At 58.4% G+C, this 21,182-nt stretch carries 18 protein-coding genes; 8 read left to right on the top strand and 10 right to left on the bottom strand.

Features of this window, described 5'->3' with window-relative positions; all coding sequences use genetic code 11:
* The first annotated feature begins 122 nt into the window (after positions 1-122).
* The 4 genes from CKW29_RS02710 to CKW29_RS02695 all read left to right on the top strand — a co-directional run bounded on the left by CKW29_RS02710 (position 123) and on the right by CKW29_RS02695 (position 3,192).
* Complete coding sequence (locus CKW29_RS02710; protein ID WP_095147887.1) at positions 123-1,424, top strand: FAD-binding oxidoreductase; 1,302 nt, start codon at positions 123-125, stop codon at positions 1,422-1,424.
* A 45-nt stretch (positions 1,425-1,469) separates the two neighbouring features.
* On the top strand, positions 1,470-2,558 hold the full coding sequence (locus CKW29_RS02705; RefSeq protein WP_095147886.1) for a polyamine ABC transporter substrate-binding protein: 1,089 nt from the start codon (positions 1,470-1,472) through the stop codon (positions 2,556-2,558).
* A gap of 76 nt (positions 2,559-2,634) precedes the next feature.
* Positions 2,635-3,006, top strand: coding sequence for a hypothetical protein (locus CKW29_RS02700; RefSeq protein WP_095146606.1), 372 nt, complete (start codon positions 2,635-2,637; stop codon positions 3,004-3,006).
* A gap of 3 nt (positions 3,007-3,009) precedes the next feature.
* Positions 3,010-3,192: a DUF1289 domain-containing protein gene (locus CKW29_RS02695; RefSeq protein WP_095077179.1), complete on the top strand. Its 183-nt coding sequence runs from the start codon at positions 3,010-3,012 to the stop codon at positions 3,190-3,192.
* Between the two features lie 27 nt (positions 3,193-3,219).
* Here CKW29_RS02695 and yghX read toward each other — a convergent pair whose 3' ends face one another.
* Both yghX and CKW29_RS02685 read right to left on the bottom strand, forming a co-directional pair.
* Positions 3,220-4,107 carry a YghX family hydrolase gene (gene yghX / locus CKW29_RS02690; RefSeq protein WP_095147885.1) on the bottom strand — a complete coding sequence of 296 codons (888 nt, stop codon included), beginning with the start codon at positions 4,105-4,107 and terminating at the stop codon, positions 3,220-3,222.
* A gap of 156 nt (positions 4,108-4,263) precedes the next feature.
* On the bottom strand, positions 4,264-4,764 hold the full coding sequence (locus CKW29_RS02685; RefSeq protein WP_095146604.1) for a PaaI family thioesterase: 501 nt from the start codon (positions 4,762-4,764) through the stop codon (positions 4,264-4,266).
* 449 nt (positions 4,765-5,213) lie between these two features.
* Here CKW29_RS02685 and CKW29_RS02680 point away from each other — a divergent pair, with 449 nt between their 5' ends.
* Together CKW29_RS02680 and CKW29_RS02675 are read left to right on the top strand one after the other, a co-directional pair.
* A complete protein-coding gene (locus tag CKW29_RS02680) occupies positions 5,214-5,840 on the top strand; it encodes a response regulator transcription factor (RefSeq protein WP_143496835.1) in 627 nt (208 codons plus the stop codon).
* Positions 5,841-6,535: 695 nt separating this feature from the next.
* A complete protein-coding gene (locus CKW29_RS02675) occupies positions 6,536-10,141 on the top strand; it encodes a transporter substrate-binding domain-containing protein (protein ID WP_256584824.1) in 3,606 nt (1,201 codons plus the stop codon).
* A 141-nt stretch (positions 10,142-10,282) separates the two neighbouring features.
* On the opposite strand, the gene CKW29_RS25710 is transcribed toward CKW29_RS02675, so the two are convergent.
* The 6 genes from CKW29_RS25710 to CKW29_RS02645 all read right to left on the bottom strand — a co-directional run bounded on the left by CKW29_RS25710 (position 10,283) and on the right by CKW29_RS02645 (position 16,857).
* Positions 10,283-10,687 carry a fimbrial protein gene (locus CKW29_RS25710; protein ID WP_159950231.1) on the bottom strand — a complete coding sequence of 135 codons (405 nt, stop codon included), beginning with the start codon at positions 10,685-10,687 and terminating at the stop codon, positions 10,283-10,285.
* 716 nt (positions 10,688-11,403) lie between these two features.
* Complete coding sequence (locus CKW29_RS02665; RefSeq protein WP_095147881.1) at positions 11,404-11,610, bottom strand: FimD/PapC C-terminal domain-containing protein; 207 nt, start codon at positions 11,608-11,610, stop codon at positions 11,404-11,406.
* Between the two features lie 28 nt (positions 11,611-11,638).
* Entirely contained in the window at positions 11,639-12,043 is a 405-nt protein-coding gene (locus tag CKW29_RS25705) for a fimbrial protein (protein ID WP_159950228.1), read from the bottom strand.
* Between the two features lie 740 nt (positions 12,044-12,783).
* The gene (locus CKW29_RS02655) at positions 12,784-15,333 is read right to left on the bottom strand and encodes a fimbria/pilus outer membrane usher protein (protein WP_256584820.1); all 2,550 of its coding nucleotides are present in this window, start codon (positions 15,331-15,333) and stop codon (positions 12,784-12,786) included.
* Positions 15,334-15,513: 180 nt separating this feature from the next.
* Complete coding sequence (locus CKW29_RS02650) at positions 15,514-16,263, bottom strand: molecular chaperone (protein ID WP_095147878.1); 750 nt, start codon at positions 16,261-16,263, stop codon at positions 15,514-15,516.
* Between the two features lie 90 nt (positions 16,264-16,353).
* The gene (locus tag CKW29_RS02645; RefSeq protein ID WP_095147877.1) at positions 16,354-16,857 is read right to left on the bottom strand and encodes a fimbrial protein; all 504 of its coding nucleotides are present in this window, start codon (positions 16,855-16,857) and stop codon (positions 16,354-16,356) included.
* A 323-nt stretch (positions 16,858-17,180) separates the two neighbouring features.
* Between CKW29_RS02645 and CKW29_RS02640 the strand changes: the two genes are divergently transcribed.
* Positions 17,181-17,414 carry a ParD-like family protein gene (locus tag CKW29_RS02640; protein ID WP_095147876.1) on the top strand — a complete coding sequence of 78 codons (234 nt, stop codon included), beginning with the start codon at positions 17,181-17,183 and terminating at the stop codon, positions 17,412-17,414.
* Positions 17,411-18,205: a type I methionyl aminopeptidase gene (gene map / locus CKW29_RS02635; RefSeq protein WP_095147875.1), complete on the top strand. Its 795-nt coding sequence runs from the start codon at positions 17,411-17,413 to the stop codon at positions 18,203-18,205. The genes CKW29_RS02640 and map overlap by 4 nt, the downstream gene beginning before the upstream one ends.
* Before the next feature lie 66 nt (positions 18,206-18,271).
* Here map and CKW29_RS02630 read toward each other — a convergent pair whose 3' ends face one another.
* Both CKW29_RS02630 and CKW29_RS02625 read right to left on the bottom strand, forming a co-directional pair.
* Positions 18,272-19,249: a TerC family protein gene (locus CKW29_RS02630; RefSeq protein WP_095147874.1), complete on the bottom strand. Its 978-nt coding sequence runs from the start codon at positions 19,247-19,249 to the stop codon at positions 18,272-18,274.
* Positions 19,250-19,437: 188 nt separating this feature from the next.
* Positions 19,438-21,096 (bottom strand): arylsulfatase, encoded by a 1,659-nt coding sequence (locus CKW29_RS02625; RefSeq protein ID WP_095147873.1) that lies wholly within the window; start codon positions 21,094-21,096, stop codon positions 19,438-19,440.
* Between the last annotated feature and the right edge of the window lie 86 nt (positions 21,097-21,182).

Genomic DNA, 21,182 nt, shown 5'->3' with positions numbered 1-21,182 from the left:
CATTAATAACGTTGGATTGCCCATCCGTATCCCCATAAATTCTGGTGGTGGTCGTCAATTGGCAGGCATGTACTCATGCTAATTGCTCATGGCTATAGCATTCAACGGTATGAGGTGAATAGATGACTGAAAATACCTGCGGCTGGATTGCGCAGACACCACCGTCTGCTGCGCAACCGCCCTTGCATGGGAGGCAGACGGCGGACTGGCTGATCATTGGCGGTGGGTTCACCGGGCTATCGGCAGCCCATACCCTGGCCGAGCTGCATCCCCAGGCGCGGATTGTCATCGTCGATCGCCAGCGTGCCGCCCAGGGGGCGTCGGCGAGAAACTCCGGGTTTGTGGTGGCCCATGAAAACCCGGCCGGTGACGATCTGCTCGGTCGTCCGGGGCACGACTACTACCAGGCCAGTACGCAAATCAGCCGCGCGGCCAGCGAAGAAGTGCGCCGCCGCGTGAGTAGCCTGGGCATTGCTTGTGATCTGCAGGAGCAGGGTTACTTCTTTGCGGTGCACGACCCGGCCAAGCTGGAAGACGCTGCATTGCGCGTGCAGACCTTGCGCAACGCCGGGGCCGATGCACTGTTACTGCAGGGGCAGGCCTTGAGCCGGTGCCTGGGCACGGAGTTCTATCGGGCGGGGATCTGGTGTCGAGGAGGCAATGCCTTGTTGCAACCGGCGAAGTACGCCAAGGGCTTGCGCGATACCCTGCCGGAATCGGTCTCGGTCTATGAGTACACCGACATCACCGCCCTCACGCGCCTGGCCAATGGCAACCTCAGCGCTTCGTCAGCCCAGGGCCGCGTGGAAGCGCCCCAGGTGCTGATTTGCGTCGGGCCCTTTTTGCCCCGTGTTGGTGTCCGTGAGCCGGTGTTCCCCCTTGAACTCAGTGCCTCGCTGACCCATCCATTGAGCGATGAGGAGTTCGCCCGGATGGGCAATCCGCAGCCCTGGGGGGTACTGTCCACCCGGCCTGCCGGCGCGACGTTGCGGCTGACGGTCGATCGCCGGCTGCTGATCCGCAACACCGTGGAGTTCCGCTCCCGCGACCTCGATGGCGCAGCCCTGGGCGCGCGTCGACAAACCCACCTGCGGGGTTTGCAGCGCCGACTCCCCTGGATCACCGAGCAGCATTTTCAGTACAGCTGGACCGGTCACCTGAGTGCCACGCGCTCTGGGGAACCACGTTTCGCCAGGCTGGAGCGGGGTATCCACACCGTGGCCGGCTGCAATGGCTCCGGTGTCGCGCGCGGCACGTTATGGGGGCGTTTGCTGGCAGAGATGGCGTCTGGCAGCCAATCGCCCCTGCTCGACAACGTGCTCGCCCAGGCCGAGCCGGGCTGGCTGCCACCGACGCCATTTTTCGATATCGGTGCCTCGGTCCGCCTGCGCTACGAGGCCTGTCGCGCCAAATCAGAGTCCTGATCCACACCCATTACCCACGTCGGCGCCTTGCCAGGAACAACAATAATGATTACGCCCAAATACATCGTACTTGCACTCTGCGCGGCCTCAAGCGGGGCGGCGGTGGCCGCTGAAGCCGTACGCATCTCCAACTGGAGCAGCTACATCGCTAGCGACACCCTGAGTAACTTCACCCGGCAAACGGGTATCCAGACTACCTACGATTTGATCGACAGCAACGAGATGCTCGAGGCCAAGCTGATCACCGGCAGCAGCGGCTACGACGTGGTCAGCCCGTCAAACCACTTCCTGGCGCAATTGATCAAGGCCGGCGCCTTGCAGAAGCTGGACAAGGACAAGCTGGCCAACTGGAAGAACCTCGACCCGCAATTGCTGAAAATGCTTGAGGTCAACGATCCCGGTAATCAGTACGGCTTTCCCTACATGTGGGTGACCGTTGGCATCGGCTACAACGTCGAGAAGATCAAGGCGATCTTTGGCAACACCGATGTCACTCACAGCTGGAGCCTGCTGTTCGATCCGCAGAACATCGAGAAACTCAAGCAATGCGGCGTCGCGTTCATCGACAACTCGACGCAGATGTTGCCGATCACCCTCAACTACCTGGGGCTCAAGCACGACAGCGAGGACCCGGCCGACTACCTCAAGGCCGAGGCCGCCTTGCTGAAGATCAAGCCCTACATTCAGTACTTCCATCAGTCCAAGTACGTCAGCGACCTGGCCAATGGCAACCTCTGCGTGGCCATTGGCTTCAGTGGCGACATTGCCCAGGCCACCGCCATTGCCCGTGAGGCGAAGAACGGTGTCGAGCTGGCGTATTCGATCCCGCGGGAAGGCTCGACCCTGGCCGTCGATATGGTGGTCATGCCCCGCAATGCCCCCAACCAGGACAACGGCTACGCCTACATGAACTACCTGATGGAGCCCAAGGTGATCGCCGACATCAGCAATTCGATCCACTATCCGAACGGCAACAGTGCGGCCACGGATTTTCTGGAGCCGGGCCTGCGCAATGATCCGGCGATCTACCCGGCGCCAGAGGTCATGAGCACCCTGTTCCCACTGAAGGCCTTGCAGCCCAAGGTCATGCGCCAGGTCACCCGCCTCTGGACCAAGGTGGTCAGCGGACTCTGAGCCGGGTCGTTCAAGGGCGCGGGGAGGTATCGTATGATGGGCACCTTAGATCGCCACCCCCATTCAAGGATCCCCCATGTCGTTGAGCAAACGCGATCAGGCCCGTATCGAACGCCGCCTGATCGCCACCCTGACCGAAGCCTGCGAAACGGCCAAGGCAGAAATTCCGGGGTTCTCCTGGCTCACCCATGAACTGGACTATGAGCAGTTTCCTTCGAGCCTGAGGGTCGTCTGGGTCTTCGATACCCAGGTCCATCAGGACCGGGCACTGGCCGCCGGGCAGGATGCGCGCATGGTCGAGCTGACGGCCATGGCATTACGCGAGGCGGATGTGCCCGTCAGTCCGGTGGCGGCCCATGTGCAGTTCGACAGTGAAGAACAGTGCCAACGCAGCCACGGCGGCAACTGGCAGCAGCGCCTGGCGCGCAAGCGTTCGGGGCGGGGTTGAGGCATGGCCAAGGACATTGAAAACCCGTGCATCGCCGTGTGCCAGTTGAGCGGTGAACTGTGTGTGAGTTGCGGGCGCAGCAAGGAAGACATCCGCAAATGGAAGCGCATGAAGCGCCCGGAAAAAATGGCCGCCGCACAGCGCGCTACCCAGCGCTTGAAGAGCCTGCAGAAAAAGAATGCCTGATACCCCGAGGTTACGCTCGACGCCGGCTTAACTCAGGTGACGCTTGAACCAGTCCAGTGTCCTGCTCCATGCCAGCTTGGCGGCAGCCTCGTCGTAGCGCGGTGTGGAATCGTTGTGGAAGCCATGGTTGGCACCGGGGTAGATATAAGCCTCGTAGGTCTTGCCCGCCGCTTTCAACGCCTGTTCATAGGCGGGCCAGCCTTCGTTGATGGCCTTGTCCAGTTCGCCATAGTGGAGCAGCAGCGGGGCCTTGATTTTCGGCACATCCGCGGCGGCCGGTTGCCGGCCATAGAAGGGCACGGCGGCCCCCAGTTCCGGATAGGCCACGGCCGCCGCATTGGCGACGCCACCGCCATAACAGAACCCGGTAATCCCCACTTTTCCGGTGCTGGTCGGGTGTTTCATCATCCACTCGATGGCGGCGAAGAAGTCGTTCATCAGTTTGGCGGGGTCGACGGTCTGCTGCAGCGCCCGGCCTTTGTCATCGTTGCCGGGGTAGCCGCCCACCGAGGTCAGGCCATCCGGTGCGAGGGCGACGAAGCCGGCCTTGGCCAAGCGCCGGGCGACATCTTCGATGTAGGGATTGAGCCCGCGGTTTTCATGCACGACCACCACCGCCGGCACCTTGCCGGTGGCCTTCGCCGGGCGCACCAGATAACCCCGCACCTGCCCGTGCCCCTTGGGCGAGGGGTAAGTGACGTACTCGGCGAGGATGTCCGGATCGGTAAATTCCACTTGCTCGGCGAGGGCGTAGTTCGGGCTCAAGGCGGCGAGGAGGGCGGACGCGGTCAGACCGCCCAGTGCGAACAGTGCCGCACGGTCGAGAAACTCACGGCGGTTGATCTTGCCGTGGGCGTAGTAGTCGTAGAGTTCCAGCAGTTCAGGGGCAAAGTCATTCGCTGTGAGACGGTTCATCGGTGCGCTCCCATTCAGGCTTCGGATTGCCCCGCTGGCAGGGGCTGACGGGCACGGCTGGCGTTGAACCATTAAAGCAGCTTTCAACGCCGGCCGAAGGCACGCTTCCCGGCGGTAGGGCCGGGCACGCACCGCGTCAACCTGACAGGCCCCGCCTCAGTCTTCACGACCATGGGCGGCGGCCGCCAGTTGCCCGGTATCGACGCGCACAAAAATGGAGTCGCCCACTGCCGTGAGCACATCGGCTGCGTACACCTCGCAGATCACCCGGGTCTTGCGCCCGACCTCACCTTCCACCCTGGCCCGCAAAGTGAGTGGAACGCCCATGGGCGTGGGTTTGATGAACTTGATGCCCAGGTTGCCGGTCACGCAGTCGATGCGCGGCAGGCTGCCGGGGCTGCGCTGCTCTGCCCGGTAGTGATAGGCCATCACCGTCCAGTTCGAATGGCAATCGACCAGCATCGCGATCAGCCCGCCGTACACCAGATCGGGCCAGCCGCAGTACTTGGCCTCTGGCAGATGCTCGGCCACGACGTGCACACCGTCTTCATGCCAGGTGCTCTTGATGTGCAGCCCGTGCGGGTTGCGGCTGCCGCAGCCAAAACAAACGCCTTGCGGCGCAGCGGTGTCTTGCAGGGAGGTGTGGAGCGTGGGCATGCCTGGGTCCGTCCTGGGAAATGAAAAAACCTAGCCTAGCGGATTTTACGTCGGACCAGAACCGTCGAGCGTTGTATGTCCCAAGGGAAAACGACCAATCCCCAGCGATTTGTTCCAATAGAAACGAAAGTGAAAAAACGAGATAGAGGCGTTGTGTAGTGCTCAACCGATCCCGGAAACGACGTTAAGTCTTTTCTCGTCCACTGCTAGCGCAGGGTAGGCACATGGGGTGTTACCTGTGGTTTGGCTCGGCCGCGTCTAGCGAGGGATTCGAGTTTATAAGTGTGGTGGCTGGAGTTGTTTGTAAGGTAATCCTCGCCTGTAAATAAGGATTTGCTTACATGGTTTTTCCGATCTGACTGCTAGCCTTTAGAGGCTGTGCTTCAGTCAGTCGGGCTGTATCGTGATTTGGTTGGGGTATGCTCTACATTGGCTGATGGGGTGATGAGTTGTCTAAGATATTAATTGCAGACGATCATTCGGTGGTCCGGATGGCGGTATCAATTTTACTGAAAAAAGCCGGGCACCAAATAGTGGGTGAGGCTGGTAGTGGGTTAGATGTCGTTGCTTTGGTTCGCCGTCTTGAACCGGACTTATTGATTCTTGATATCGATATGCCGAAACTTGATGGTTTTTCGGTGCTGCAGCGATTGTCTGCGGGGGGAGGGGGTGTCAAGACCGTGGTTTTTTCTGGTCTTGATACCGAGCGTTATGCAATTCGATGCTCCCGAGCCGGTGCGCATGCCTTTGTGAGCAAGAACTCTAATCTGGATGAGCTGTTGAGTGCGGTGAAGATTGTGTTGACAGGATATGTATTGTTCCCTTCAACGGAGTTTTCTTCGGTGGGTAGCTCTAGTGGAATGGCCTCCGAGGAACAGTTGCTCAAAATGCTTTCGGACCGGGAAATCGCTGTACTTAGGCATCTTAGTCGAGGATATCGAATAAAGGAAATTGCCCAGCTCCTGATGATTAGCGAGAAAACGATAAGCACTTACAAGGCTAGACTGATTGAAAAGCTTAAGGTCAAGAACTTTCTCGAGTTGGTAGATCTGGTAAAGCGCAATCATTTGCTTTAGTGGATGCGCTTCTGTCTTGTTTAGCACAGCTAAAGGGCAAGCATCCTGATGCTAATCCGCGTCCGAATTGACGCCCTGCCTGGTCAGATGTAGGGGTTGGTGCAATACGGTTTCTTTTTTGTAATGGGATCAAAGCCTGGCGCATAACTTTTCCCACGGCCTCGACTGGGTAGTCATACAAGATCAGCGTGCGCTCGCGTTCAGTTGTAGTGTGACTATAAAGTCAGTCCCTGAGGGAGTGCTGAGTATTTCTGAGGCTGGTTACGTTGATCGGCGCCACTAGAGCGTGCCTCAGCGTCTGGATGATGACTTCAGGTGCGGTCGACTTGTTTTTTGTTTTCCCTCTGCAGCCGTATTGTTGGTGCTCTTGGCATGATTGCCCTTCATTAAAAACAATTCAGGCACAGCGCGTTTTTTCAAACGATTAGCAAAGTCGAGGGCCCAAGTACTGTGCTGTGCACGCAAGCTCAATACCTGTTAGAGAAAACTACGGATGACAGGGTGAGTAGTACTTACTGTCGTAGAGTTACTGTGGGGAGGTCATTAGTTGGCGAGCTGAGTGTTTATGACGAACTAGTGTCGTTCGTGCTTGCATGCGTGTGAATTAATCAAGGCGAATCGGCGGGGGCATCACGATGCGGTATTTAGGAAGATTTTCGTCGTTCTCGGGGGAGGGGGGAGTATTCTTGTCGTATATGCTGTGTGCCAGCATGTTCTTCAGCTTTCCCGCTCGTGCACTGGAGCAGATGCATCTGGAGGGTCAAGTTGGTCTGCCTCGGGTCGCTATTTCACTTGGGCCTGAAGAACGACGCCTGTTGCAAAAGCATCAGATACTCCGTCTGGGGGTAGCCGCCGCCAGTCATGAACCGTTGGAACTGGTACGTGGCCAATCGGTTAGAGGGATTACGGCGGACTTTTTGAAGATTATAAGCTCGAGTCTGGGGCTTAAAACAGAGGTTCGAGTCTACCCTGATTGGACAGCCGCACTGGCTGCGTTAAGTGCACGAGAGATCGATGTCTTGGGGCGTGGTTCTTCATATGAACAGCAGCTCCCTGGCATGCTGTTGTCCCATCCTTATGCAGACAATCAGCCGGTCCTGGTTGGGCGCATTGGTGATCTGGAGGATGAAAAATTACTCGTCGGCGACCGGCGGATGGCAGTGGTGGATGGCTATGCGCCGTTGACTGAACTGGCTGATCACTTTCCGCAGGCGAAGCTGGACGTGTACGAAACGGTTCGTGAAGCCTTGTACGCGGTAGAGGATAAAAATGCAGGTTGGGTAGTCTGTGATGCAGCCAGTGCGGCCTACCAGCTGGCGCTAGGTGAATTCCCCAGTTTGCGAATGCGACCGCTGACCAAGTGGAGGCCTGTGGGTTACTCGTTTGTCTTTCGTGCGGATGATGTGGCGCTTAGCGAGTTGTTTAATCGCGTATTAGACACTATCCCGCAATTGGCAGAGGCCGACATACTCGGGCATTGGGTAGTGAGTGCGCGTTTCGATTCTGAACGGCCTTCCGTCTTTACCCAGGAACAACTTGACTGGCTGGCGACCAGGCCGAAAGTCAAGGTTGTAGTCGATGGAGGCACGCCCCCCTACAGTTTTTTTGATGACGATGGTCGTTTTAGTGGGCTGCAAGCCGATTTGCTAGCGGAGATAGCTCTGCGTACGGGCATACGTTTTCAATTTGTGCAGAGCAATACCTTGGGGGAGGTGTTGGGTATCATGCGTGCCGGTGACGCGGATATCGCCAGCATGTTATTAGCGACTCCAGAGCGCAAGGCCTTCCTGGATTTCACTGAGCCTTATCTGCAAAGCAGTTTTGCGCTGGTTGCTCCACGTAACAGTAGCGTGAAAAAACTGCTCGATCTGGAAGGGCAGCGCGTAGCGACAACAAAGAGCGGTGCAGTTGTTCAATACATGCAAGAGTTCTATCCACGAACTGAATTGGTGCTGACGGACAGTAACCTGGAAAACTTGATGAAAGTGGCCGACGGCAGTGCCGAAGGGGCTGTCCTTTTTCTACCGGTCGCGCGTTACTTAATCAATCAATACTTTACCGAAGACTTGCGGGTGGTCATGCCCCTGCCGCAGTTGCAGGCAGCCCTGCCGTTTGCCGTGGCCAAGGATAATCCTATGCTGTATGGCGTGATGCAAGCGTCTGTCGCTCAGCTTGAGCCGCGTCTTATCGGCAAACTCCTGGGGCGCTGGCACACCAGTCTTCCAGCCAAGAGCAGCGTGTGGGCAGGTTATCAGCGAAAGTTACGCTGGGTATTTCTGCTGAATGGCGCCGTGCTGCTGTTGCTGCTGATTTGGCTGGGGTATTGGTTTATCAATCGTTCTCGCAAGCGAGCTGAAAAGGCCCGCCAACTCTTTCGAAGTACGCTGCTTGATGGCATCCCTCAGTCTGTCGCGGTCCTCGACCTACACGGGCGCTTTGTCTTGTGTAATCAGACATTCTTCACTGTATTCAGGGTTCATCCAGAGAGTGTAATTGGAAGAACCTGGGGTGAGGTTAACGGCTTGGACCCGGCCCAGGAAGGTGCCCAACAGCGAGCTTTGGCTGCCTTGCTGGCTGGCCAGGAAACGATTGATGTACAGCAGATAGAGGTGAGCGTTCAAGGTGACACCTACACGTTTCGTCAATGGACGGTGCTCCATTATGGCGTTAATGGGCAGGTTGTGGGGGGGCTGACAGGGTGGGTCGATATCACGGATGTGCAGTTCCTGTTGCAGAAGTTGCAAGAGGCACGAGATCGAGCCGTAGAGGCTAGCGAAGCAAAAAGTCGTTTTCTTGCGGTCATGAGTCATGAAATCCGTACCCCCTTGAACGCCATTGTCGGGCTGCTCGAATTGACCATGGAGCGTGTCGATCGGGGAGAGGCCTGGGACCGTGAGTCCATCGAAATCGCCTATTCGTCTTCCGGGGCGTTGATGTTGTTGATTGGCGACATTCTGGACTTGGCAAAGATCGAGTCAGGTAGATTGACACTTGACCCGGAGCGCAACAATCCACGAAAGATTCTGGAATCGGTCTATCGGGTATTTTATGGGGTGGCGACGCAAAAAGGCCTGCATCTGGAACTGGACATGCAGTTGGGCTCGACATGTGATGTGCTCGTCGATGGCGGTAGGCTGAAGCAGGTACTTTCCAATTTGCTGAGCAATGCGATCAAGTTTACCGACCGCGGCAGTATCAAGCTGTCCGTGCGCGCTCATGAGGTTGGTAGTGACCTGAGCATGGAGTTTGTCGTGCAAGACAGCGGGATTGGCATCTGCGCTGAAGATCAAGCGATTTTGTTCCAACCATTCAGTCAGGTTCGCGGGTCATCGGGCCAGCGGGGTGGCAGTGGATTGGGCTTGGTCATTTGTTACCAATTGCTCGAAATGATGGGCGGGAGGGTGAATCTATACAGTGAACTAACTGTAGGGACACGAGTTACTGTCGAGTTGCTGGCGCCGATCCTGGAGGATGTGGTTTCAGAGGAAGTCGTATCCCTGTCCGATCCTATTGGGGGAGCATCATTGAATGTGTTGGTGGTTGACGATCATCTACCCAATCGTCTTCTCCTGCGCCAGCAGTTGTTGTTTCTTGGGCATCACGTGCGCGAAGCCGCCAATGGGCAGCAGGCCATTGAAGTCCTGCGCGAGCAGGCGTTCGATGTGGTATTCACTGACTGTAATATGCCGATCATGGATGGCTACGAATTAGCCAGGCATGTTCGATCCGCTGAACGTGAAGGCTTGCTTGCTCCGTGCCTGATTATCGGATTCACCGCAAACGCTCAAGTGGAGGCCCGTCTACGCTGTCTTGAGGTGGATATGGATGACTGTCTGTTCAAGCCGGTTGGATTGAGTATGCTTCGAAGCTGCCTGGGTAAGGTAGTCCAGCATGTTGAGCTGAACAAAGTACAAGGTCGGATCACGCAAGCCGCTGCCCCTGGAAAGCCGGGAACGACTTCATTCGATCTGGCGTTGCTACAGTCCCTGACTGCGGGTGATCAGCAGGTAATGCACCTGTTATTAAGTGAGGTGTACTCAACCAATGAAGTGGATGTGCGGCGCCTCAATGAGTTGCTGAGTGCCCGGCGGTGGCGAGACCTGGGACAGGTCGTGCACCGGCTTAAAGGGGCTGCCCAAATGGTCGGGGCGCAGCAGCTCATCGATGCGTCCAGGGTCTATGAAGAGGGGTTGGCTCAGGCCTTGGAAGATGACGATGCTCATTTGCGCGCCATGGCGGTGCTTGATGCCGTTGCGCAGTTGCAGTCGTCTGTGAAGAGCTGGATGACGGCGTCAGGCTGAGGCAATGGAGGAGAATGGTGGGAGTGCGCAGTGGAGGATGTAGTCCGACGCGCAACTGAGTTTGCTCTTCAGGCTGCAATCGATGGGTGGCGTTGATCAGCAAGGGCATCCGTAGAGGCCCTTGACCCAATTGCCCTGCGGTCAGTTGTAAAACACGGTCAATTGCAGTGCGCCTTGCACCCGCCCCGGGGTGACAGCGTCAGCCGTGTCGGTACGGAAGTAGGAAACGTTCATTGGAATGGGCAGGGCCGAGTTGCCCGATGTCGGGCTGTAATCGGCCACGGGGTAAGTCGTGGCAAAGTCGACCGCCGCCGTGTTGGTGCTGTTGGTGATACGCAGGCCCACACCGAGCGCCATCCCTGTGCCGGTGTTGTTGGCAAACGTGCCATCGGCACTGGTTATGATGGGACTCATGGGGGTGACCTGATAGGTCACACTGTCCATGCCTGCCGGACAATTGCGCAGGGTGAACTGGAACGGGGTTACCTTGGGCGTAATACTGGTGTTGAACTCGCTCTTCTGCACCGACGGCAGGGTTACATTCATGCCTTCGGCTAAGCAGGACAGTGTGTTGAAGGTTACAGGGGGGACAGTGAAATATTTGGTAGTTGCGGTACCCGTGTTGAGGTAGGCGTCGGCTTGTAACGGAGTAAGGGCGGAAGTAGTACCGGCACTGATCTGCCCGGTTTGTATCAGCCGCATTTTAACCTGGCCACCCACTTGCCAATTACCACCGACGGCGCTGCAAATCCAACCCGCCGAATTATTGGAGCTGCTCCACGGCTCATAGTCGTACCAACCGCATTTAGATCCTGTGTATGCCCGGGTGGCCATAACCAATCCTACGCCAGGCAGGCCTGTGTTGAATACATTGTAAGTTTTGCCTGCCTCGGTATATCGCATACCGCCAGGAGACTCCGATGTGTATATAACGCCCGGGTCTGCGCCGGAACACGTCCACCAGTTAGTGTTGGCGGGGCCCTCGACCCAACTGGTCAACGGTATGCCGAAGGTGTTTCGGTCTCGCGGGATGCTAATCGGTGATGGGAACGTATAGAAATCCGCAGCCGGATTACCCGTACAGTCGCCAGCGATGGCCTGATGGCTGCCGCACAGGGACAGTAGCAAAAGCAGGCCGCTCACGAGGCCGCCCGTCCTCTTGGCACGTGGCGCTCCCTGACCTTGCAGAGGCTTATCAACCCCGTGCCTTGCCTGGACGGACGAAGCGTAACGATCAGTACACCCTTGCATCAAATAGCACCTCAATTCTGCGCAACCTGGGGTTTGTCCAGTACGGCACGGCAAGTGGCAGATGCCCTCATGAACGGTGCATCCTTCTCTGCCTGCTCTGGCAATTGGTAATTGATCCGGCAGCGCTGGCCGGAGCCATTGCCCCACTTGGCAATCAGTTCGCCCTTGGGCTCCAGGCCACAATCGATGGGGGGGCGTTGATCAGGAAGGGCATCCATCGATGCCCTTGACCCGATTGCCCAACCGTCAGTTGTAAAACACGGTCATTTGCAGGGCGCCTTGCACCCGCCCCGGGGTGACAGCGTCAGCCGTGTCGGTACGGAAGTAGGACACGTTCATTGGAATGGGCAGGGCCGAGTTGCCCGATGTTGGGCTGTAATCGGCCACGGGGTAGGTCGTGGCAAAGTTGACCGCCGCGGTGTTGGTGCTGTCAGTGATACGCAGGCCCACACCGAGCGCCATTCCTGTGCCGGTGTTATTGGCAAACGTGCCATCGGCACTGGTAATGATGGGGCTCATGGGGGTGACCTGATAGGAAACACTGTCCATGCCTGCCGGACAATTACGCAGGGTGAATTGGAACGGGGTTACCCTGGGCGTAATACTGGTGTTGAACTCGCTCTTCTGCACCGAGGGCAGGGTTACATTCATGCCTTCGGCTAAGCAGGACAACGTGTTGAAGGTTACCGGGTTGACAGTGAAATACTTTCTAGATCCGATGGGCTCTGTAGAGTAGGTGGTGGCTTGTATCGGAGTAAGGGCAGAAGTCGTACCGGCACTAATCTGCCCGATCTGTATCAGGCGCATTTTAACCTGGCCACCAACAGTCCAACTACCAGGGCTTTGGGTACCGCAAACCCAGCCGGCCATGTTCTCAGGATTATTCCAAGGCAGATAGTTGTACCAACCGCATAAATCTCCGTTTCCTACGTGTCCCCTGAAGGCAACAACTAATCCTACGCCAGGCAGGCCTGTGTTGAATACGTTGTACGTTAGGCCTGCCTCGGTATATTTCATACTACTAGGGGTCTCCGACATGAATTGAACGCCCGCGTCTATGGTTAAACACGTCCACCAGTTAGTGTTGGCGGGGCCCTCGACCCAGTTGGTCAACGGTATGCCGTAGGTGTTTCGGTCACGCGGGATACTAATCGGTGATGGGAAGGTGTAGATATCCGCAGGCGGATTACCCGTACAGTCGCCGGCCATGGCCTGATGGCTGTCAAACAGGGTCAGTAGCAAAAGCAGGCCGCTCACAAGCCAGTTGCGTTGACGGCTGCCCGCACCCTTGGCACATGGTGCTCCCTGTCCCTGCAGATGCTTTTCACATCCCGTCCCTGCCGATAAGGACGCAGCGTAACGATCAGTGCAAATACGCATAAAACAACACCTCAATTCTGAGCAACCTGGGGTTTTTCCAGCACGGCACGGCAAGTGGCGGACGCCTTCATGAACGGCGCATCCTTCTCTGCCTGCTCGGGCAATTGGTATTCGATCCGACAGCGCTGGCCGGAGCCATCGCCCCACTTGGCTATCAGTTCGCCCTTGGGCTCCAGGCCACGCAGGAAGATCTTGCCGCCCTGACCAACCATCGTCAGGTTGTTGCCCTTGCTATCGAGCACTTCTGCCCCCAGCGGCACGAGCTCGCCATCGTCACGCAGCACCTGCATCAGCACCGGCGCCCCCGTCGTGGTCGGGTACTTGAGCATCACCACCGCGCCAGCCCGTGGCGCCACGGATTGCGAGGTCACTTGCAGTTCGACGTCCTTGGACGTGCCCTTGGGATCGAGCTCGATTTCGTTCTGGCGGTACGGGGTCAGGCCACCCACCACGGCGTAACCATTGTCGGCCACCGCGGCGCCGATGCTGGAGGCGACCGCCGCCCCTTGTGCGCCCCTGGCCTCGACAATGGCCATGGTCTCGCTCTGGTTCTGACTGAAGTTGATACCGCCGGGGTGCGCGACCAGGCTGCCGCGTGCACCGACGCTCCCTTGCTTGTAGCCGTCGCCACGGCTGCCGCTGGCGGAATAGACCGCGTGTGGCGAGTTGTAGGTGACACTGCCACCGGTGTTGCTGGAGCGATCGCCGTCGGATTGAGAGCCCGAGCCATATACGCTGTAGGACACCTCTCTCTGCTCGCCAGCGGTGCCACTGAGGTTGGTCTGGAGGTTGTTGTTTTGGCTGTCGGAGTAGTTGATGTTGGTGCTCAGAGACATCGAACGTCCGCTTCCCTGGCCGATGGGGACGCTGGCGCTGAGCAGGTAAGTGCTGTCGTAATCACCGTCCTCATCTTGGGTACGGGACGCCGAGAGCCCCAGGGTGCCCCAGCTCAAGCCAGTGTTGTAGCCCGCCTGATAGCTGGTGTCGCTGGCACTGCGGTTCCAGTAGTTCTGCTTGGAGCCAGAGAAGAACAGCGAGCCACGTTCACCCAGCGGCTGATTGACGCTGAGCTGATAGCGGTTGCGCTGACGGGAGTCGTCGAGGTAGCGATCACTGCCACCCCAGATTTGCGCGAAGTCCTGCAGGCTCAAGTAGTCCTCGCTGTTGAAGCGATAGGCGGCCAAGGTCATGTTGGTGGCGGTGGCCTCCAACAGCTTGCTGTAGGTCAACCGATAACTCTGGCCGCTCATGCTGCTCTGAACGCCGTACAGGTCATCGGGCAGATCGCTGGCGTGGGACAGGGTCACGTCCAGAGCCAGTGCGCCCACCGGGGTGCTGAAGGCCATGCCACCCAGGCCGGACAGGTAATTGTCGGCGATAATGCTGCCGGTGTAGGCGGTGACGACATTGTTGATACCGTACTGGTAAGTGCCCTGAACGAAGCTGGGTTCCTTTTCCAGGTCCTCGTCACGGTACTGGCCAGCGGTGACGCTGTAGCGCGAAACCCCAGGGCGCACCAACTGGCTGACCGAGGCATAGGGCACGAGGAAAGATTTGACCCGGCCATCCGCCTCGGTGATTTCCACGTTCAGGTCACCGGCATAACCGGTGTTGTAGAGGTCGTTGATCTCGAAGGGGCCGGGCGCCACGCTGGTTTCATAGATCACATTGTTGTTCTGCTTGACCCGCACCCTGGCGTTGGTCTCGGCCACACCACGGATATCCGGGGCGAAACCACGCTGGGAGTCGGGCAGCATGCGATCGTCGCTGGCCAGTTGGGCGCCGGTGAACGGCACACTGTCGAACACTTCACTGGGGGTGAAGTACTCGCCCATGGTGAGCTGGGATTTGAGTGGGGTGATGTCGCGTTGTGCGTAGGTACTGATCGACTGGTACTCGCTCGTCGATTCGCTGTCGTCGCTTTCGCTGTGGTTGTATGAAGCGTTGTAGCGCAGGCGCCAGTCAGCCACGTTCAAGCCACTGTTGAGGCTGCCATAGAACTGAGTGGAACTGGTGCCATTGGCATCGCTCTTGTACAGGTTGGTGTCGTACATGGCGAAGCCGGCATTGACGCCACGGTCCCACTCGGACGGGTCCACATAGCCGGCAACCTTGCGCCCCATGTACAACTGCGGAATGGATATCGAGGCGGTCAACGAGGACAAGTCCACGTCGATCTTGCCATCCGGCACAGCGGCGGCGAAATCCACGCAATCACCCACGATCTTCAGCTGATTTTCCGCCGGCAGTTTGCTTTTATCGACGCCCAGTTCGGCGAACTGCGAGCTCTTGATGCAGAAGCGCGAAATAGCCTCCTTGCCACTGCCGGTGGAGACGGCCGTAATGGGCTGGCGGCCGATCCAGGTCTCATTGACGTACACATCCAGACGGTACACACCCGGCTCGACGGGGGTACCCTTCTCGAAACGACTCACATCGACACTGGGTTCGGTGCCGCCATGATTGAAGAATGAGGGGTTGAAGGCGGCGTACTCCGGGGTATTGGAAGTACGATGGTTGTCTGTTGATGGGTTGGTTACCGCCATTGCGCTACCCGACATGAGCATGGCGCCGTATATCAGGCAGCACGGCAGTCGTATTGAATTCATCACAGCTACTCGCAAATTTTATTCAAGACAAATAGATGCGCACCGAGCGAATCGCCCCGTGGCCTGAAAAGACGGTTATTGCGTTGTGAAACCAGCCGCAGCGGATGCGCGACTGGTAACAGACAGATAGCGCTAGAACTTGGCGTCCTGCTTGATCACCGCACCGTAGTCACTCACCCATTCATAGCTGACCTTCGCACCGGCACCTGGCATTGCGCTCAAGCCCGGCAGGGCGAAGTCCTGGGTCGCACCCGGGGCAACCATCTTGACGTCTTCGGTCTTGACCTTGTGTGACTTGCCGCCGACGTCGAGGCTGACGTTGGCCAGTGATACGTGAAACGCCGAATCGTTCCGGGTGCGTATGGCAAAGCCTTGGCCAGACGGGACGACGGACCAACTCAAGTCCTCGGCGGCCTTGGTCGGATTGCCCGGCAGCCCCTCGGGGCGGAAGAAAATTTTCAAGCGTGAACGAACGGCCACCTGAAGGAAGTTGGTGCCCTCGGTCATCGGCATGGGTGGAACGTCGATGACGTTCAACCAGAATACGGTTTCCTGTTTCTTGGCAGCGGCTTCGTCGCCGGTGTAGACCAGGCGCAGGGTTTGGCCCTTGTTGGCCTCGACCCGAGTAATGGGCGGGGTGATGAGGAACGGACCGTCGGCCTTGTCAGGGGTCTGCTTGTCATTGCCCTTGTCGACCCAGGCCTGCACCAGCGAAGGCTCTTTCGCCACGTTGGTCATCTTGACTGAAACTTCTCTGTCTTTGGCCGGATAAACCACGCGGGAGCCCTGGATGATGATGCCGGCTTGAGCCTGAGCGGCCCAGAGAACGGCGGAGCTGAGGCAGCCAACGAGCCAGAGAGATTTGGAATAAAAATTTGCCATCACACACCAACCTTTGAACAGGTTCGGAGGGACGCAGGTGCACCTCCGAGTATTGCGTACTCCCGGGGCGGCCCGATGGCCGCGCCTGGATTAGTAGGTCAGGGTGACGTAACCGAAGGTGCTGACCAGGCCGGCAGTGACCGGAACAACCGAGGCATAGTACTGGGCGTAGTAGTCCAGATCGGCGGCAGCGGTAGTGAAGGTGCGACCGGTGTCGGCGGCCATGTTAACGGGGGTTTGGTCGTCGTTCAGGACGCGGATCAAAGCGTTGCTACCACCGGCTGCGGTGTTTTTCAGGGCGCCGGTGGTGGCGTCCACGTTGACCATTTGCTCCCACTTGACGGTGGTGGTAGCAGCGGTGCAGTTGGTCAGCTGAATGGTGAATTTCTTGTTACCAGCCCAGCTGCCAACGGTGGTCAGCGCGCTGACGCCAATGGTGTCCAGGGCGACATTGATGCTGCCCCCCAACCCCCCCGGACCGCTGATTTGGCAGGTTTGATCAGTGACTTCGCCGTCGAAATTCACTTGGGTATCATAGGCGAAAGCGCCGGCAGAGGCGGTGGACAGCAGCATGGCTACGAAAAGCTTTTTCATTTGGAACACTCTGTGATTGGAAGTTGCGGGGGAAGTCGCCAAACCGTTTGCGCGACATCCTGGCTATCGTAGTTGCCCGCACAGCCCATGCATGTAAGGGAATCCTTCTGTCCCCTTCAGGAAAACCGGAATCTCTTCACGTCAGCCGAAGTCAGTTCATGGCAGGAGACGAAAGGGTGATCAAGGCACTGTTGGCGTTACTGCTATTGAGTGCTTTGACGGCTCGGGACGACGAGCGTGATGAGGCCCGGTCCCAGGAATTGCTAACTCGGCTCAGGATCGGCTAATATACGATTCATATGCATTTCATATAGGTCAACCCCGTGGGAATCGTAAAAATTTCAGAAGGCATGCACGAGCATCTGCGCATTGCCAGCGCGGCGCTGAGCCGCTCAATCAATGCCCAGGCCGAGCACTGGATGCGCATCGGGATGCTGGCGGAACTGCATCCCAACCTGGACCACAGCGAAATCAGCCGCTTGCTGATTCGCGCCGAACAGGCCGGAGGCCTTGATTTGAAACAGCTATGCGAACCTGCATCGGGAGCCAGGCCATGAAGGCGAATAGTGTTGTGATCCATAACCCGGCACAAATCGCCCAGTCCGCCACGGCGGGCAAGCTGGCCGCCGAGGTGCTGGCGATGATTACCCCTCACGTCAAGGCCGGGGTCACCACCGATGAACTCGACCGGCTGTGTCACGACTACATCGTCAACGTGCAGAAAGCCATACCCGGCAACGTGGGGTATCACGGCTTCCCGAAAACCGTGTGTGCGTCGGTCAATGACGTGGTCTGCCATGGCATTCCGTCGGCCAGGGCACTGCGCGATGGCGACATCGTCAACATCGACATCGCCGTGATCAAGGACGGCTGGTACGGCGACACCAGTCGCATGTACTTCGTGGGCGAGCCCACCCCGCAGGCTCGACACCTGGTCAAGACCACCTACGACGCCATGTGCGCCGGCATCCGCCAGGTTCGTCCCAGCGCTACGCTGGGCGACGTTGGGCATGCCATCCAGTCGGTGGCCGAGACAGCGGGGTTCAGTGTGGTGCGTGAGTACTGCGGCCACGGGATCGGCAAGGTTTACCACGACGAACCGCAGGTCCTGCATTACGGTTATCCAGGCCAGGGCCTGAAGCTCAAGGCCGGTATGATCTTCACCATCGAGCCCATGCTCAACGCCGGCAAGCGTCATGTGAAAACCCTCGCCGATCGCTGGACGGTGGTCACCAAGGATCAGTCACTGTCGGCCCAGTGGGAGCACATGGTCGCCGTGACGGACGACGGTTTCCAGGTGTTGACCCCTTGGCCGGACAGTGTCGACGACTATCTCGCCATTGTTTGAACGCCTCAAGGTCATTGCGGTTCGCTGGCAATGGCAGGGGAGCGATGAGGGCGCGGTGTGCTGCGCTCATCGATCCTCTTCCCTCGCTGGCGCTTTGTCCTGAGTCAGGAACAGGCTCAGCAGCACCGAGCCCAGGATGATGCTGGCGACCAGCGCCAGCGACCATTGGATCGGCACGTGGAACCACGGCATCAGCGACATTTTGGTGCCAATGAACACCAGCACGATGGCCAGGCCATATTTGAGCAGGTGGAAGCGCTCGGCCATGTCGGCGAGCAGGAAGTACAGGGCGCGCAGGCCCATGATGGCGAAGATGTTGGAGGTGAAGACAATGAAGGGGTCGGTGGTGACGGCGAAGATCGCCGGGATGCTGTCGATCGCGAACACCAGGTCGCTGGCTTCGATCAGCACCATCACCAGGAACATCGGCGTCGCCCAGCGCACGCCGTTGCGCCGCACGAAAAACCGCTGGCCGTGAAACCTGTCGGTGATCCGCAGGTGGCGTCGCAACCAGCGCAGCAAGGGGTTCTTGGCGAGATCGGGCTTGTGCTCGGCGAAGACCAGCATCTTGATCCCGGTGAGGATGAGAAAGGCGCCGAAGACGTAGAGCACCCAGGCAAACTGCGACACCAGCCAGACGCCAGCAAAAATCATGCAGGCGCGCATCACGATGGCACCGAGCACGCCATACAGCAGGACACGGCGCTGCAAGGACGGTGGTACGGCGAAGTAGCCGAAGATCATCACGAAGACGAACATGTTGTCGATCGACAGTGACTGCTCGATCAGATACCCCGTGAGGAATTCAAGGGTGATGCGTTGGGCATCTTGCGCGCCGAACTGCCCGTGCAGGTACCACCACAGCAGCGCGGCGAAGGTCAGGGCCAGGCCGCTCCAGGCAATGACCCAGGACAGCGCCTCACGGGCGGACACCCGATGGGCCTTGCGCCCGCCCAGGACAAACAGGTCGAGCGCCAGCATGGAAACGATGAAGGCGATGAAGGCCGCCCACATCCAGGGTTCGCCGACATTGAGGGGGGACATGCCATTCTCCCGGTCTGGCAGGTGCAGTGTTCACCAGGGACTCCGTCATCCTATCGGGCCTGCCGGATCAGGAAAAATCGTTTATTTTTTGCGAACGCTTCGGGTTTTACGAGGTGTTGGCCTGTTGCCCGGCCGCCAGGGGCACTTGGCGGCAAGTGGCAGCCTCACGGGAGGCTGCCACCGCAGGGCTAGTTACCGGTAGGCAATTGCAGGTTGATGCCTTCTTTTTGCAGGTCCTCGCGTACCGACTGGAATTTCTGGTACTTGGACAACTCGATCGGCCCGTCATAACCCATGCTTTGCAGTTTGCGCGGCGGGTATTTGACATAGGTCTTCATGAGCGCGTTGATCGCCAGGCTGATCGGCACCATGGTCCAGGTGCGCTCGGTGACGTTACTCATGAAGATGTCGTAGCGCTCCTGGGGATCTTGCAGCAAGTCGAAGACTTGCGGTACGACCGCCACGTACTTCGACTCCCCTTTCCAGCCCAGGTTGGTGTCCACGGCCAGGCCGCCGGTCGCCACACCATTGTCGCCACGCAGGTTGAACACGGCCTTGTAGTTGCCTACGCGGGCCGCCCCCGGCGACAACTCGTTTTCGGTGAAGTAGAACCACTCTTTACGTGGGTCGGGGCCAGTACCGGTTATCACCGGGGTCATGTCGTAACTGTCGAAATAGATTGGCTGACCTTCGCGATCTTTCTCTGGCAGCTTCACGCCGGCAACCGAGGCAAATGTGGCCATCAGGTCGAGGCCGCCAAGGATGTCGTGGTTTTTCGCGTTCTCCTTGATTTTACCTGGCCAGGTCATGATCGCGGGGACCCGGTTACCCCCCTCGCGCACGGTGCCCTTGGTACCCCGGAACGGCGTGTAGCCGGCGTCCGGGTAGACGTCCTGCCAGGCACCGTTGTCGGTGGTGTAGACCACCAGGGTATTTTTATCCATCCCCAGCGCCTTGAGCTTGGCCATGATGCGGCCAATACGGGTATCGAGCTCAACCACGGAGTCGGCGTACTTGGACTTGGAGATTGACTTGTGGACGAACTCGGGGGCCGGCAGGTTCGGTTGGTGCACTTTCATGAAATTGACGTTGATAAAGAACGGCTTGTCCGACTTGGCGGCCGTGTCGAGGAACTCCAGCGCGGCTTTCTCGACATAACCGTCAAAGAAGGGAATCCCGACCACCCCTGGCTTGCCATCGATCACCGGCGTGTCCACGTACTGGCCATTGATCTTGAACTCTTCGACGGCCTTTTCCCCGGCTTTGCCCGAGAGCGCCCCCTTGGTCACTTTGGCGAACATCGCCCGGGTGTCCGGGTCCATGTCGGGGAACCATTGCGGGTCGGCATAGGTGTAGGCATTGAGGTGATAGAGGCCGACGTACTTCATCACGTCATAACCCTGGGCATTGGGCAACGCATAGTCGGCCTCGCCCAGGTGCCATTTGCCGGTGAAGTAGGTGTCGTAGCCACCGGTCTTGAGCACCGAGGCCAGTGTCCACTCCGCCGCCGGCAAACCGCCGCCCTGGCCCTGGAAGGCCACGGTGGTCATACCGCTGCGATTGGGGATGCGCCCGGTCTGCATCGCCGCCCGGCCGGGGGTGCAGCTGGGTTGGGCGTAGAACGAGTAAAAGGTTGTGCCTTCTGCGGCCAGCTCGTCGATGCTGGGGGTCGGCATGCCTCGGCCGACACCCCCGCCATAGGGGCCCAGGTCACCGTAGCCGGTGTCGTCGGAGACGATAAACAGGATGTTGGGTTTTTCGGTTTGCGCGGCTTGGGCAAAACCGTTAAGCGCGATCAGCAATGAACAGGCAGCGTAGTACCTGAAGCGATGTGGGAGCCTTTGCATGGTGGCCTTCCTTTAACGAGTGTCGATCCGGGTGGCTGGCGACGCAAATCTCGTCGGCACAACGACCAGGAATCCTGGTGAGTGAC

This window comes from Pseudomonas sp. Irchel s3a18 (assembly GCF_900187535.1).
GTDB lineage: Bacteria > Pseudomonadota > Gammaproteobacteria > Pseudomonadales > Pseudomonadaceae > Aquipseudomonas.
This window is presented reverse-complemented; position numbering and strand designations above follow the sequence as displayed.